The sequence below is a fragment of the Paenibacillus sp. Marseille-Q4541 genome (assembly GCF_018310695.1).
Classification (GTDB): Bacteria; Bacillota; Bacilli; order Paenibacillales; family Paenibacillaceae; genus Paenibacillus.
On the sequence record NZ_JAGXCY010000060.1, the window covers coordinates 1 to 15,180 of the forward strand.

The window sequence follows — 15,180 nt, forward strand, 5'->3', positions numbered from 1 at the left end:
AATGTAAGACCTATGTAAAATCTAAATAAACGAATAAATCGCAAAAATAAACATCCCCTTTATTGGAAAATTTGGTGTATTGTACCAAGTTATTCTCCAAAAAATGCGAATGTCCTTTTTTTTGCGACAAATTCGACAAACGTTCTGTTTAAATACTATTTTTCTACATTTTCCAACATTGATCTTTCATAGGTAAAAATATCTATCACTTTATTTTATATAGATAGTTCTGTTATCAGCACTCTGTTCAATATTTTCGCCATCTCTTCCGTCTCCGTATTGATAAAAAAATGATTTCCTTTCACTTTTTGAAAGAGACAGAACTTAGAAGTATGTTTTGACCATTCATACATCTGATTATTTTTATTATCTTCCTCCGAGAAAATAATAGTGATATTCGCTTCAATGAGATTCTCTTTCATGCAATACAAATAATTAGAGTACAATGTTAAATCGATATGGTATCTTGGCGTAATCATTTCTAGCAATTCTCTGTGATGCTGTACCAGTACATTGCCTCCACCCATCGTGACCAAATTAGCTTCCAATCGCTTTGAGGCTAAAGCATAGGTTAACTCTTCTGTTCGAATGTGAAAATCAGGCGGAACATGAGCTGCGAAAAAGAGGTGTATTGGACGTCGCTCTGTACGTTTACAAATTTCGTAGTACACTTCATAGGCAATTAAACTCCCCATGCTGTAACCTAGGATCGCAAAAGGCTTTCCATTTAACCTCTCAATAATTTGAGTAGCAACATCGCTAACCATTTGTTGAAAATCTGTATAAAAATCTTCCATTATCCGTAATCCATGACCTGCGTAGTCAATTGGAATGACTTCAATCCACTCCCGCATGTAAGTTTGCACGGGTTCAAACATGAAAGAAGATCCTCCAGCATAAGGCAAACAAAACAATTGTATAGCTTTCATATATTTATTCCTCACCATCTTTAATTAGGATCCTATCCTTTTTTTAGCTTTAGGAAAGAGCATTGTTGACTTCTTCTGGAGCTTTCACTGGATCTCTTAACAATTTTTTAGTTCCAAACCCAATTCCAATTGTGATCAAGGAAATGACTAGAATCAATGCGTATACATTTGTGGAAAATCTGTCAATTAAAGCACCAAACAAGATCTGTCCAACAGGTACCGCACAAGTCGATACCGCTGTTAAAATGGCCATTACCTTTCCTAGCATTAAGTTAGGAGTTTGCTGTTGTAATGTCGTCATAATGAAGATATTGATGATAGTGATGACGAACATGATCAGCATGGCGCATAAGGAAAATATAATATACTGAATATAATTCACATTATTCATCCCTAAAAACAAGGGATAAATAGAAAAGGACATCGGTATAAATAGCACACCGGAACCAACGAACCATAAATAGAGGTTATTTATCCGTAATTTGCTAGATATTAGACCCACTGCTATTGCTGCAAAGATCATACTTAGGGAAATTCCACCTTGTGTAAAACCAAAAAATTGATCGTTCATACCCATTATTATTTTGATAATATAGGGAATACCTACAAGAAAAAGCGGTGTTATAAAAACATTCATTGATGCGGCAATAACTATAAATTTCATTAAAAATGAGTCTCTCTTAAAGATATAAGACCCACCTTCTTTAAGATCGAGCAATATTGTTTTCAAGGCACCGTATGTCTGTGTTTCTTTAACAAAAGGCATGCGTATAAACATTTCCGTCACTGCGGCGAGAAAAAAACTGAGACAAGTCATAATTACAATCGAATCTATACCGGATAGACTGTACAACACCCCTCCAAGTACTGGGCCAGCAAAGTTAGTAATAGCGGAAACCCCGGATACTATACCATTAGCCTTTAGGAGCTTGCTCTCTTCCACCAATATTGGAATACTCGCTTGAACCGTAGGCTGATAAAAGGTACTTACTACCCCTAGTAAAGTCATAACGACTCCGATTACTGGTATGGACGGATTTCCGTTATAAAGGATAAGCGCCAATCCCCCAACAACTGCGCAGCTGAGGAAATCAAAAATAACCATAAGATTTCTACGGTTCACCCGATCTGCAATTGCCCCACCGATAGGAGACAAAATAACGGTAGGAATTGTTGATATCGCAAGTAACAATGCAAATGTTTCGGCTGAGCCAGTAAGATCTAGAATATATAGAGATAATGCAAATCTGAGAATTGAACTTCCAAAAAGTGTAATAATCTGCCCAACAATCATTAAGTTGAAATTCCGATCAAACGAAAAGGTCCTCAAGAAGCACCTCCTATATTTCTAACTTGGAATGATTACGTTAAACCTGCATTAATAAATGCACTTATGATTGCACAGCATCCAAACAAGATGAGCCACCAAGCCCACTTGTTCTTCTTTCTCTTTTGTTTACTGATTAGGAGACCCACGATTCCCGTAAGCAATACAAGTACCGCTAAACTTGTTCCTACAATGAAGCCCGCCATCTTCGCTTCTCCTCCTTTACTGTTTCCGTAATGAAAACTCTCCTCCCCTAACCTCAGCGCTATAACACCTTCTTGCATGTAAATAAGTATATTGTTTACCTTCCGAAATTAAGGGGAAGTCACTTTTGAAATTACCTGATAACTTTTTGAACTTAAAAACAAATCCGTCATTGTTAGGAATAGAGATGATAACCTTTGCACCCGTGCCTACAGAGCTTATTTTTTCGGGTACAACGCCGGATCTAACCGTCATCCCTCTTCCCTTGTTATGAGAATCGATCTCTAAGAAATCACCTGACAGTTCTAGTTTGGATGAAGTCGAGTTTATATGAAGCTTATCAACGATTAAGTTTTCCCCAGTAACACTAGATCCTACAATCCCTAGATCCAAATCCTTAAAATGTCCTGATATCTCCGCTCTGCCAGACGTGATTCGGCACTTACAATTTACAGCACTAATATCATTGAAATACACTCCACCGCCAACAGTTGTTATTCTCACCGAGTTCCATACCTTAACGGGAAGATATACTTCTAGTAAGGAACGGTGAAATAAGAATCCAATTTTTATCGTTTCTTTTCTTCCGTCAACAATCCGCAGTTCATCAGACTTGATGTCTGTATGAAAAAGCCTGCCTTCCGGAAATTTGCTGCTGGCTTTTTGAACGATTCGAATGTCGTCTAGATCTGTGGAAAAGATTCGGATATCATCTGAAAGCCAATCAATCATGAAATGGGTAATTGAATCTGTGATCGTTTGTTCTTTTCGTATCTCAAATTCACTCGTATTAGACACACTATCACTCCTAAAATAAAACGTTCATGCTATCAGTCGATCTCCATGCTGTTTACCTTGTTCATCAGTTCCCAAAGAATGAAGACCCCTACTGCAACAACGACGATTAATAGGGAGAAAAGGAGAAGATCATTTCCAAAGCTGCCTATTATGACATTTGCAAACATCGCAGATAGAATGAAGGACGTGACGATTGTAGTTGGGATAGACTTTTTGACAAAACCGATTCTCATGGCGATGATGCAAATACCATTTACGCTGATAGAAAGTACTAAGATCATTTTTATGATGGATATTACTAGTCCAATTGAAAGTGTATCATTTACGATAGGTATGAATGACTCCGTTAGACTAAAAATAAGTACTGCGGGAATATTGCAGATGATCATAGCAATCGTAGTAAATAAGACCACAATTCCCACTTTTGCTAATAGTACTTTTTTTCGGTTAACCGGATAAGAGAACAGAAGCAGCAATCTTGTACCGCTATACTCCTCAATTACAAACCGAGCATACATCACGGAGGACAAGACCGAAAATATAATCATGCTGACAATCGAAGTGAATAAAAAAATATTTGGATAAGTCTGAAAGTCTGGTTCATTCTCGACCTGCGCAACATAGGCGACAAAATACATAAAACCAATAAGCACAAACCCAGAAATGATACTGGCCGTAACATAAGAGCCAAGATGATTTCTTCTCATCTCCAATTTCATCATCTTAAGCAAACCGGCTACCTCCGCTCACGATATCAAAAAAATATTCCTCTAGACCATTCTCAAACTGTGTCTTGATGTCAAATAGAGACATCTCCCTTTCTACTCTTCCTTCTGTAATAATTCCTACGATGTCTGCAATATGTTCAATCTCTGAAATGATATGACTAGATAAAAGAATCGTCATGCCGTGATCGTGAACAAGGGTAAAAAACAAGTTTCTCATCTCTCGAACGGCGACAGGATCAAGCCCATTAATAGGTTCGTCAAGAATGAGAAGTTTAGGATGATGAATGAATGCTCTTGCAATAGCGAGACGCTGGCGCATCCCTAAAGAAAATTTAGATACAGGTTTTGATCCGGTGCCCACGAGTCCTACCATTTGCAACGCCTTGGATATGTCTGCTTCTTCCACATTCATATAAGCAAGATGCAAGCTTAAGTTTTCCTCAGCAGAAAGGTGTTCAAAAAAGACGGGAACTTCGATTAGACTGCCGACTTGTGTTAAGATTTCATTTCTGTCTACCGTTACGTCCATGCCTAACACTTCTACTTTTCCAGCTGTTGGTGTAAGTAAACCGAGTAGAATCTTCATTACCGTTGTTTTCCCCGCACCATTGGGCCCTAAAAAACCGTAAATTGCCCCTTGTGGAACAGACAATGTGCAAGATTGAATAACTTCCTTATCAACAAAAACCTTCGACAGGTCCTCTGTTTTTACGGCGAAGCCACTACTCATCCCTACTGTATCCTCCAATATCCGAATGGCGTTCTGTAATTTTTTGAAGCAATTGATCGCTCACAATATCTGCGCCAAGCACTCTCATCATGTGCTGTAAAAACCGTAATCGATCCACTGTTTCCTCATGCCCCCGTTCAAACAATAATGGATTAATCCAGATATTCACCAAAAGCATAAAGACTTCGGCACATTGAATTGGAAAATCCGTTGTGATGGATCCATCCTCTCTTCCCTCCATCATTATTCTTGCAATAATTGGAGCATCTTTCTTCACACCTTCTTGAATACCTGTCACAACAAACTGAGGATTCTTAATCTGTGTACTCAGCACTCCATCAATGGAATGGGCATCTGGATCAGCTACAACCTTTTCTAAGATACTTACCAGTTTTTCTCTCGCGTTCGGAGCTTGTGTATTTCTAATAAGATCATCCAGCATCTGTGCAGCATAACTGAACTGTTTATCCATTACCGCGTCCAATATGTCTTCTTTTGATTTGAAGTGATGGTAAATGGCTCCTTTGGACATCCCAAGTTCATCAATGATATCCTGTATACTTGTTTTCTCGAATCCTTTTTCCGTAAACAGTTTTGATGAGACAACAAGTATTTGCTCCAATGTCTGTTCTGGATATTTATTTCTAGCCATAATAGTCTCCCCTTTTTAATACCGACCGTTGGTATTTATAATAGTGCATCCAATGATGTCCTGTCAATATAAGGTAAAATAATTTAAACAAAAAAAAAGATCCACTTCTTCCGTGGATCCATACTTCAATTGAAAAAGCACTAGAACTACAATAAATCAGACTCGCCTAGATAATAGGGCTCTAGTCTTTTTTCTATTACACTCTGATCTGTTAATGACACTTGATAGGCAAATGCATTTCGTCTAGAACTTACTATTTTATGTAACTTCTTGCCCACATAATGGAGCGCAACACCGTCATCAGCCGCGATTCCTTGACCAAGATCTCTATTCTCAATCAACTTGCGATAAGCCGGTTTATAAGTGTAATTCCCTTGATTTGTATTATCATAATGCGGGCTATGACTGCCTGGAAGTAAACCAAGACAACGGATTGAGGAATAACCTCCCTGATTGGAATCCGTAATTCCTTCTTCGTACCAACATAGGGATCCTGCGCTAAGTCCTGCAAGTATGATGCCTTGATTCCAAGCTTTTGCGAGAATTTGATCAAGTCCCCATTCTTTCCACAAAGTGAGTAAATTCCTAGTACTCCCGCCACCGACATAGATAATATCTTTGTCCATGACAAAGTCTTCAAGATCCTGACTAGGAGGTGCGTATAAGGACAAGTGAGATGGAATACATGTATGCTCATTAAAAGCAGCATAAAACCTTTTCACATAACCATCCGCATCACCACTTGCTGTAGGTACAAAGCAAACTTTCGGTTTATCAGAAGAAGATTGGGCCAGAATATACGAATCGAGCAGCGGATTATCAGGTTCCATTGAGAAACCTCCACCGCCCATTGCAATAATCTGAGAAGTCATTTATGTAGCCTCCTTTATCGTATGATTACTAACCGAGCTCTGGGCTTGCTCTTTTAGCCTCAGGTGAGCTAACAGTAAGAAAGGAATACCGCATGCCGTCATCAGCGCGATAGGGATAAAGATGTATAATGGCTGCTCAGCAGAAAAACCAGTGAGTAGTGATCCACCGATAAGTGGTGCTAACACATTCCCCATATTATTAAATCCAATCATTCCAAAATAAGTTCCTTTAAGTTCCGGTTTCGCAATACGATCCACTAGTAAGTCCATCAATGTAAAAATTAAAACTTCACCGATTGTAAAAATAACAACACCAGCCATCATCGCCCACCAGGAGTCAAAGATTCCAAATAATATAAGACTTGCCGTCACAAAAACGTTCCCTACTATGAGTGATACAGCAGGAGGAAAATTACGGAACATACGAACTAGCGGATATTGAACGATGAGAACCACAACTGCATTCATCGAAAGCATGTACGTAAACCACTTCGTACCATCTTCGATCCTTGGACTAAGTTCCAGAAACTGAGCTAAGGTAGAACTGAAATGTCCATACCCAAGTACGCAGAATATAGAACCAAGAAGTACATACATAAAAGTTCGATCCCGGCTTGTGACGGTGAATGCTTCTTTCAAAGATACCGAAGTCCCGTCAGCTTCTGAGGATGCCTTAGATGGTTCAGGTCTTATCGCAAATTGTACGACTAGGACTAACCCATACAATATGTACACTGCCCCAGCGGCGATAAATGGAACTCCCGTCTGGGCTGATCCCATCTGTAATCCGATTAACGGCCCGATGACGACGCCTAGATTAATAGCGGCATACCTTAAATTAAATACTAGGAGCTTATTTTCTGGTTTCGTAATATCAGATAACATCGCCCTTGAGGTAGGTTCAAATACAGCACGGCATAAACCATTTAAGGCATTCATTACAAAAAATATCCAGATTTGATTCGCTGCCGCAAATCCGATAAATACGATTGCCCAGCTAAATATCGAAAAAAGCAGTACCTTCCTTCGGCCAATTCGGTCAGATATGTACCCTCCATAAAAACTTGCGAATACGCCGATAAGGGAGCTTACTGCCACTACTATACCGGTTTCCGCCGGAGATGCACCCATCGTCTTGATCAAATAAATCGATAAAAAAGGAATACTCATGGACGTCGCCATTCTACCAAAAATCGTTCCGACGATAATCGTCCAAGCAAGCGGATGGATCTCTTTCATATGCTTATTCATGCTGCCTCCTGTTTCTTCAATCTAATCAATTACTAGAATGATTAAAAAATAATACATATCATTCCAGATAATCGGGCAAGTGTCAATGTAAATTATGTTGAAGTGAGTCCCGTCCACCTTTTATAAAAATATAGATACCGCTAAAACGAAGGGTTATTTCCAAAAGATATAGAAAACGAATTATTATTATGAATTTTTCATATACTGAAATAGTGTAATAAATATTGATAACAACTCCATTATATCCCGAATCTTCTAATGTGAATTTTTCATATGATTACATTTAATGATTAGGTATTTTATTAAAGCATACAAAAAAGAGATTTTCTCTAACGGTTCTATTCCGTCAAAGAAAATCTCTATATCTACATTTCTGGCTACAAATGATCGCTTAATTTATATTTTACCCGTCCAGTCTGCTGATGCGATCTCTTTCCATCGATTCCTGATCGCCTCATAATCTGCTTCTGTGAACATATTATCATTCAACAATTGGGCATTTTCCTGCCAGCGATCCGGTTTCTTGGTTCCCACAATCGCCGTATCGACACCGGGAACGGATAGTGTAAACTGCAACGCTTTGGAGACAGCCAGCCTCTTATCTTCATCCAAAAATTCATAACGAAGTTCACGCAATCGGTTCCAATATGCAAAAGGATAGTCTGCTTCTTGCAAAGTATCATAGGTCCAGGCGACATTCGCAATCGGACGTTTCGCCGTGACCCCCATACCCCGTTTACGAGCTTCCGGAATCGTAAGATCAATCGCTTCCTGATCCGCTATATTAACAGAAGTTTCTAGACTATCAAAAACTCCCGTCTGGATTGCGTATAACGCATCGGTAGTATCTCCGCTATACCCTATAAACCGAGTCTTTCCAGCTTCCTTTGCTCGGATCAGCACTTCAATTACAGATCCTTCTCTCAAAGCCTCCTCTGAGCAGCTGTGTAAATGAATCATATCCACGTAATCGGAGTTTAGTCTTTTGAGGCTTCGATCAATCGATTCCTTTAGCAATACCGGATCCCAATCTGGATAAGGAAGCCCCGACGCATGACCGCATTTTGTAAACAAATATACATTGTCTCTTCGATGTTGCAACACCTGTCCAATTCGCTCTTCGCTGTCACCATAACATTCTGCGGTATCGATGACATTAAGGCCTGCTTCAATGGCGCTCCCAAGCAGACGATCGACTTCCTCTTTCGAAGTATCTTTTCCAATCTCAGCTCCGCCAAATCCCAATACACTTACCTTCATTCCCGTATTTCCGTAAGAACGCTGTTCCATGTCGTACGCCTCCTCGTGAAATGATAGAAAGAAATTATAATCGTATATTCTTTGGTGTAGGCCAGACTCTACATGTTCATATTACCACGTAAGCTCAAACCAAAAACACTCTGCTTAAGTTACAAAATGCTGACTTGGATTTCCGTTTTCCGGATGAAACCTTTCCCGAAACTGACCATTCGTATAACCGCCAATAACTTTACGCCAAAAAGCCTGTGCCACCACATTGGTTCTCACCTGTGAAACCTTCCATTCACCTCTAAATCGGCTGAAAAGTTCATTTGCTGCCCAGGTTCCAACACCGCTGCGACGATATTTTTGCATGACAAAAAACTCCGTCATATAAAAGTCGCCCTCCTTCTTGCCTGATAGCTGATCCACTAGTGCAAAACCTGCGGGTGATGAGCCATTTTTAATAAGAAAAGGGTACTTATCCGTATGTGACCAATAATCATCAAGATTCGGATAATCCGGAAAAACTCCATTACTATTCACATCAATGTCGAGATATTTCGTAAAATCATATAAATAAAATTGCATCAGATGACGAACAATCTGTTGTTGATCGCGTGGTACCATAGTGAGGCTCAGTTCCATATCATATCACCTCTATTTTCTTCATATAAAATAACTATAAAGCTTTCATAGTGGTGCAGCAAGTCATAACGACAGCGAATGTGGTAAAATAAGGACACCTGTTCCTAAACAAATAGTAGTGAAAATCGAAAATCTAAGGGGCTTACGAAACATGCATATTCAAAAGGAAACCGATCGTCGTAAACTTGATGAACGTGTCGTCACCATGCCCTGGTTTGTTCAGCAATTTATTGACTACAAATTGCCGGACTTATCTCCTTCTACCCTGCTGGAGTATGTCCGTGATTATGATACGTTCTTCACTTGGCTTCGCGCTGAAGGTTTGTCGCAAGCCGAATCCAATACCAGTGTGACTTTAAAGGAGCTGGAGATGCTGCGGATGGATAGCATTACAGGCTACCGTATTTATTTGACAACCAAAAGAGAAGGGGCTAACTCCCGAATTACAATATCTCGTAAATTATCCTCGCTGCGCTCTCTATTCCATTATCTCAGTCAAATTGCTGAGGACGAGGAATTTTATCCACTCTTAAAACGAAATATTATGGCCAAAGTGGAAATTAAACGGGTTCACAAACCGAAAGACACGGCAGCCAAGCTAAAAGGGAAAATTCTTGAGGAAGATGAACTTCTAGAGTTCATCGGATATATTTTAGAAGGTTATGCAAAGGATATGGAAAAAAATAAGCAGGCTTTATACTCCCATAGTATGAATAGGGAACGTGATGCCTGTATTGCTAGTTTGATTCTGAATTCAGGCCTTCGGGTATCTGAGATTGTGAATCTCAACGTGGATGATCTTGATTTAAATAACAAGGTACTTTACGTGTACCGAAAAGGGAATAACGACGAGACATTCAAAAATCCTGTCTATTACAGGGAGCAGGCCAAAGACGATCTCATGAACTATATGGAACTTCGTACTCTTCGCTATCACACTCCCAAAAAAGAAAAAGCACTTTTTGTCACCGTCCCTAATGGTCAGAAAGAAGGGAAACGAATGACTAAACGTGCAATTCAGGCCATGATCATCAAATATGCTAAAGGATTTGGCAAACCATACTTAACCGTCCATAAATTGCGGCATTCTTTTGCCACGGATTATTATTTACAGAATGATATTTATAAAACTAAAGAACAGCTCGGACATGCTTCTACGGAGACGACAGAAGTTTATGCTCATCTGACTGACAAAACGATGTCGGAAGCTATTGAGCGAAGAATTGAATAATATGATGTCCAGTTGAATCCGCATCGTCTCGGTGAAACAGAGCTGCCTTTCCAGGCAGCTCTTCTATATTAAACTCCCTTCTGCTCCTGAGCTCCAAAAAGTATACATGTCCATACCTTCCCGCTCTATCCTCCGAACCCATAGGGATTACCAAGCTTCAATATCTCAACCGATTCCCCAGCACTGAATCCCTTCGTTTCCGGAGGTACAATAATAAGACAATCACTGTCCTTGATCGTTACCATCACGTTGGATTCGTCTACTTTGGCAGGTGTAGCAAATACCTGTCCATTCCTTATTTCAATCTTACCGCGAACAAAACGTGTAAAGTTGTTCACTCTGCTATAATCGGCACCCAGAGTTGCAGTCCACTTGGCAAGATACGGTTGCTCCGAAGCTTGCATGAGTTGAAGTGTCGGACGAACAAAAAGCTCAAACCCAACAAAACAAGCACCTGGATTACCCGATAGTGCAAAAAGCAATTTGTTCTGAATATAAGCTACCGTGGTTACGCTTCCGGGCCGCATGGTCACTTTATTGAACAACATTTCCACCTCATCCTGACGAACAAGATCCCCCATAATATCGTAATCTCCAACAGATACACCGCCGGTTGTTACGATAACATCATAGTTCTCCAGAGCTTCCTGCAGTTTTTGCTGGGCCAGATTCAAATCGTCAACAATGGCCCCAAGCAGATAAGGCTCTCCTCCTGCCTCTCTAACCTGAGAGAGAAGCATATGACTATTGCTGTTACGGATTTTCCCAGGTTGAAGCTCTTCTTCGATCGCCAGCAGTTCTGTTCCTGTTGCAAAGATTCCTACTTTGGGTTTTCTGAAAACCGGTATTTGATGAATACCAAACGTAGCAAGAACTGATATTTCTCCAGCGGTCAGTAAGGTACCTTTTTTAATTAGCAGATCACCTGTAGACACTTCAAGCCCAATCGGTGTAATATTGGCTCCTTTAGGGATAGGACTTTTGAATACAACATGTGGTTTCCCCTCCACTGTATGCTGTTCCGTTGCTTCCAGCATTACGACTGCGTCAGCCCCTTCCGGCACTTGGGCACCGGTCATAATACGGGCTGCTGTTCCTTGTATAATCTCCTTATTAGAAGCATAACCGCAAGGAATTTCATCAATAATGGTAAGCATCGTCCGATTTTCGCTGCTAGCTTCTCTCGAATCTTCGCTTCGCAGCGCATAACCATCCATAACCGATCTTCGGAAAAATGGATAAGGATGCGGAGCCCTTACATCCTCGCATATGATTCGGCCATGCGCTTCATCCATGGTTACATGTTCTGTATCTATTAATGTTACTTTATCCGCCACGAGCTGCTGAGCAGCATCCACTTGAATGGCTTTTCGGTTAAATTTCGGATTCGTTGTATAGTTATTCACCATTGCTCTCCTCGTCATCATATGTCCTAGGATAAAGTGTATCTTCATCTCCCCATCCTTGCAAGATAGACATCATATAAGAGGGAATTGCTCTCGTCTTGTAGTTTAAATACATGAATAGAGTACGTTATTTTAAATCACTCTAACTTAAGTAGGAGGTGCTACCCTTGCAATCCCAGAATGAGGAGCGTATTTGCGAACTCTGCAAAAGAAAAGTCCCTGTAACGACTGTCCATCATCTTACCCCTCGTGAAGAAGGGGGTACAGATATGCCGACAGCTCACCTATGCATTCCATGCCATAAACAGATTCATTATTTATTTACGAATGTAGAACTTGTCGTGCTGGGATTAACCACTATAAAATCTTTGTTATTAGAACCTACCATTGCCTCCTATGTTAAATGGATTCGTAAACAGCCAGCTGCGACGATTCCTAAATCCAGAAAATCCAGACATGTTCGTGAAGCAAGACGTTAATATCATATGGATCATAAAAAAATAAAACCCGGACATTTCCCGTGTCCGGGTTTCTACTTTTTCTATCTTCGCCTTGATATTCGGCCAGAGCCAAACTTGGTCTTCGGCCTAGAACTTTTCTTAGGGGAGCTGAATATACTCGACCCACTGCTTTTTCCTCTTTCAATCTTTCCCTTACTATTTGATTTCGAAGAGGAGCTGTCCCGATTAAGAACACTATCCCCGTCTGATTTTTTCGTGTTGGATGTTTCTCCAAGACCTCTACGAATAATCGATCCACTTCGGTTCGTTGTAAGTGGAGGGGCAATTTTCTTGTCATTGTCGGTAGCTGTCCTGAATTGCCCCTGAGCAGGTTTGTACGTTTTCGCGGTTGTATAACCTCGGTAATTGCCTGATCCTCGCAGTACATCAAACATACTGTCAAGAATCGAAGCTGTAATATAACCCTGCAAGAAAGATGAGCTGTAATTCTGCTGTACATATTCCTTGGAATCGACTTCAATCAAAGTATCTTCTGGTTTATCCGGATCCTTCTGCAAATGATAGAGCTCACGAGGATACACAAGGAACATTCGCTCTGTATCTTGTGGAGATACTTCGTCCGGAGTTTGATCCTCCATAAGTTCATTTGCTACTTCCGGTACGGTGAGATTCGCCGCCCGGTACACATAAGAAGTCGAATTTCCGCTGCCGTTCACCGATTCAAGCGGGTACGTATCTTTCACAGCAGGTGCTCCGCAGCCAGATAATAACGATACAACTAAACTGAGTACCAGTGTGATTTTTAATAGGTGCCAGAAACGCTTGTTCATGAATAACCTCTCCTAGGTTGCCCGAATGACTTTAACATCTGCCGGGAGGATATCTTCTCCTTCATACAGCATAAATCGACCATTCTGCCATTCAATACGCAAGAGATGATTATCATCCGACTGGAACTGCCAAACATGCTGTTCTCCATTTTGAGAAAAAGGAGTCTTGCCTACGGTCATCACATGACCCGCATATTGCTCTTCTAAGTGATACTCCCTGTCATCCAGTTCAATCGTTGTCGGTACTTCCTCCGGATGATCCAGTCTCCCATCAATTGGGCTATATAGTGCGTAAGTGAGACGTTCTCTTTCCTCGATGTATAAATAAACGATTGTGTTACCATCTTTTAATGTCAGCAGGGTGGCATTTCTCCCCCGATTTTGTACCTTACCAGTGACTTCATAAGTAACTAGTGATACTTCGCAAATATCTCCCGGGCTGAGCTGTAGCATACTTTTCTCCACCACAGCTGGCTTTGGTTTGGATAATAGGTTTGTTACTCTCTTCCATATACTCATCTACATCTAACTCCTATTTCTGCTGGAATTTCTATTACAGAGATGCTGAGATGATCAGCGCCCCTACTACGTGCAGTGTACCTGAAAATAATCCATAACCGATCTTACCTTGTTGCATTCCTCCGTCGATATCAAAGGAGGCGAACCGGCGGATCAGTACATGAACGACACCCTCGATAATGAGCAATATAATAAATGAAACTACAGATACAATAAGTGCATCTCCTAAATGAAAAGAAACAGATAAGGATGACGACAAAATATAGCCCTGTGCAAACAATTTCATGACCAATCTTGTGGTTACAGCCATATTGCCTGCTTTTACTTCCGTAAAATCTTTGTACTTGGTAAATAATGAATCAACATACATGAGAATAAACAGCAGTACCGCTCCTGCCCCTGTCCATACCAGCATGCGCAAAATATCCATAAATTCCATTAGATATAACATCCTCCAATAGTGTCAGTTTGCTCTCCTCATGAAAAACGAAGGAGAAACTGCATCGTTTCCCCTCCGTAACATGGAATAAAGTGTTAAATATCATACTTTATTCATTATCCATGGTTGTCATGCTTGTTTATTTATCTTCATACTGTTTCAGCAGGGCTGCCAGTTCATCTTCTACTTCCTTGTCTTTTCCCATGTTTTCAAACTCTTCATCAAGTGATTTCTCTTTGCTGTTCATTTCATTGCTTGCCTCAGCCTGTGCTTCTGCTTGAAGCATTTTCTCTTCCATTCGCTTCATTCCAGATGCAGCTGTATCTGAACCAAAACCACTCATAGCTTTATTAATTTCACTTTGAGCTTTGGCCGCATTATAACGAGCAACCAACGTTTCTCTTTTATTTTTCATTTCAGTTAACTGTTTCCGCATTTCATCCAGTTTTGAACGAAGATTGTCTGCAGATGCTTTATTCTGATCATAACTTGTTTTGTATTCGGTAAGTTTTGCTTCCGCATTTTTCTTCTCTTCCAAAGCTCGACGTGCGAGGTCAATATTTTGTGCTTTAGCAGCCGTGTGAGCCTGTTCTTCTCTTTTCTTCACTAGTGCTTCTTGTTCTTCATAAAGAGCTTTAAACTTCTTCTCAATGGCAATTTGTGCAGCTACTGCTTTTTCGGCATCTTCCAGATCGCTCTGCATATCACGAATGTATTGATCCGTCATTTTGATTGGGTCTTCAGCTTTGTCAATCAGTGCATTAATATTGGACATGGTCAAATCACGAAATCTTTTAAATAGAGACATTATAAAATTCCTCCCGCAAATGTTTAATTTTTAGAATACTCATCTACTCATCAGTGAATTTACTGTTTGTGCATCTAATTAACTATTACGAACTGAATACAATACCGT

At 40.3% G+C, this 15,180-nt stretch carries 18 protein-coding genes; 2 read left to right on the top strand and 16 right to left on the bottom strand.

Going from position 1 to position 15,180, the window contains the following annotated elements:
* Positions 1–215 precede the first annotated feature (215 nt).
* From KFT32_RS26280 to KFT32_RS26330, 11 genes are all read right to left on the bottom strand, one after another.
* Positions 216–947: a thioesterase II family protein gene (locus tag KFT32_RS26280; protein ID WP_349304959.1), complete on the bottom strand. Its 732-nt coding sequence runs from the start codon at positions 945–947 to the stop codon at positions 216–218.
* 31 nt (positions 948–978) lie between these two features.
* Complete coding sequence (locus KFT32_RS26285; RefSeq protein ID WP_211750300.1) at positions 979–2,259, bottom strand: MFS transporter; 1,281 nt, start codon at positions 2,257–2,259, stop codon at positions 979–981.
* A 32-nt stretch (positions 2,260–2,291) separates the two neighbouring features.
* Positions 2,292–2,462, bottom strand: a complete 171-nt coding sequence (locus KFT32_RS26290; protein ID WP_211750301.1) for a hypothetical protein — start codon at positions 2,460–2,462, stop codon at positions 2,292–2,294.
* Between the two features lie 16 nt (positions 2,463–2,478).
* Positions 2,479–3,258, bottom strand: coding sequence for a DUF4097 family beta strand repeat-containing protein (locus KFT32_RS26295; protein ID WP_211750302.1), 780 nt, complete (start codon positions 3,256–3,258; stop codon positions 2,479–2,481).
* A gap of 32 nt (positions 3,259–3,290) precedes the next feature.
* On the bottom strand, positions 3,291–3,980 hold the full coding sequence (locus tag KFT32_RS26300; protein ID WP_249436158.1) for an ABC transporter permease: 690 nt from the start codon (positions 3,978–3,980) through the stop codon (positions 3,291–3,293).
* Position 3,981: 1 nt separating this feature from the next.
* Entirely contained in the window at positions 3,982–4,716 is a 735-nt protein-coding gene (locus KFT32_RS26305) for an ABC transporter ATP-binding protein (protein ID WP_211750304.1), read from the bottom strand.
* Positions 4,709–5,368, bottom strand: coding sequence for a TetR/AcrR family transcriptional regulator (locus tag KFT32_RS26310; protein ID WP_211750305.1), 660 nt, complete (start codon positions 5,366–5,368; stop codon positions 4,709–4,711). The genes KFT32_RS26305 and KFT32_RS26310 overlap by 8 nt, the downstream gene beginning before the upstream one ends.
* Before the next feature lie 146 nt (positions 5,369–5,514).
* The gene (locus tag KFT32_RS26315) at positions 5,515–6,240 is read right to left on the bottom strand and encodes a Type 1 glutamine amidotransferase-like domain-containing protein (RefSeq protein ID WP_211750306.1); all 726 of its coding nucleotides are present in this window, start codon (positions 6,238–6,240) and stop codon (positions 5,515–5,517) included.
* On the bottom strand, positions 6,241–7,491 hold the full coding sequence (locus KFT32_RS26320; protein WP_211750307.1) for an MDR family MFS transporter: 1,251 nt from the start codon (positions 7,489–7,491) through the stop codon (positions 6,241–6,243). It abuts the gene before it with no gap.
* Positions 7,492–7,887: 396 nt separating this feature from the next.
* The gene (locus KFT32_RS26325; protein WP_211750308.1) at positions 7,888–8,781 is read right to left on the bottom strand and encodes an aldo/keto reductase; all 894 of its coding nucleotides are present in this window, start codon (positions 8,779–8,781) and stop codon (positions 7,888–7,890) included.
* A 114-nt stretch (positions 8,782–8,895) separates the two neighbouring features.
* Entirely contained in the window at positions 8,896–9,378 is a 483-nt protein-coding gene (locus tag KFT32_RS26330) for a GNAT family N-acetyltransferase (protein ID WP_211750309.1), read from the bottom strand.
* A 151-nt stretch (positions 9,379–9,529) separates the two neighbouring features.
* Between KFT32_RS26330 and xerS the strand changes: the two genes are divergently transcribed.
* On the top strand, positions 9,530–10,609 hold the full coding sequence (gene xerS, locus KFT32_RS26335) for a tyrosine recombinase XerS (protein WP_211750310.1): 1,080 nt from the start codon (positions 9,530–9,532) through the stop codon (positions 10,607–10,609).
* A gap of 125 nt (positions 10,610–10,734) precedes the next feature.
* Here xerS and KFT32_RS26340 read toward each other — a convergent pair whose 3' ends face one another.
* Positions 10,735–12,033 carry a molybdopterin molybdotransferase MoeA gene (locus KFT32_RS26340; protein ID WP_211750316.1) on the bottom strand — a complete coding sequence of 433 codons (1,299 nt, stop codon included), beginning with the start codon at positions 12,031–12,033 and terminating at the stop codon, positions 10,735–10,737.
* Positions 12,034–12,182: 149 nt separating this feature from the next.
* Between KFT32_RS26340 and KFT32_RS26345 the strand changes: the two genes are divergently transcribed.
* A complete protein-coding gene (locus tag KFT32_RS26345; protein ID WP_211750311.1) occupies positions 12,183–12,494 on the top strand; it encodes an HNH endonuclease in 312 nt (103 codons plus the stop codon).
* A gap of 62 nt (positions 12,495–12,556) precedes the next feature.
* Here KFT32_RS26345 and KFT32_RS26350 read toward each other — a convergent pair whose 3' ends face one another.
* The 4 genes from KFT32_RS26350 to KFT32_RS26365 form a co-directional block, all read right to left on the bottom strand.
* On the bottom strand, positions 12,557–13,306 hold the full coding sequence (locus tag KFT32_RS26350; protein ID WP_211750312.1) for a DUF4247 domain-containing protein: 750 nt from the start codon (positions 13,304–13,306) through the stop codon (positions 12,557–12,559).
* 12 nt (positions 13,307–13,318) lie between these two features.
* Positions 13,319–13,825, bottom strand: coding sequence for a DUF4178 domain-containing protein (locus tag KFT32_RS26355; RefSeq protein WP_211750313.1), 507 nt, complete (start codon positions 13,823–13,825; stop codon positions 13,319–13,321).
* 34 nt (positions 13,826–13,859) lie between these two features.
* Positions 13,860–14,264 (bottom strand): DUF350 domain-containing protein, encoded by a 405-nt coding sequence (locus KFT32_RS26360; protein ID WP_211750314.1) that lies wholly within the window; start codon positions 14,262–14,264, stop codon positions 13,860–13,862.
* A gap of 139 nt (positions 14,265–14,403) precedes the next feature.
* Positions 14,404–15,072 (bottom strand): PspA/IM30 family protein, encoded by a 669-nt coding sequence (locus KFT32_RS26365; RefSeq protein WP_211750315.1) that lies wholly within the window; start codon positions 15,070–15,072, stop codon positions 14,404–14,406.
* Positions 15,073–15,180 lie beyond the last annotated feature (108 nt).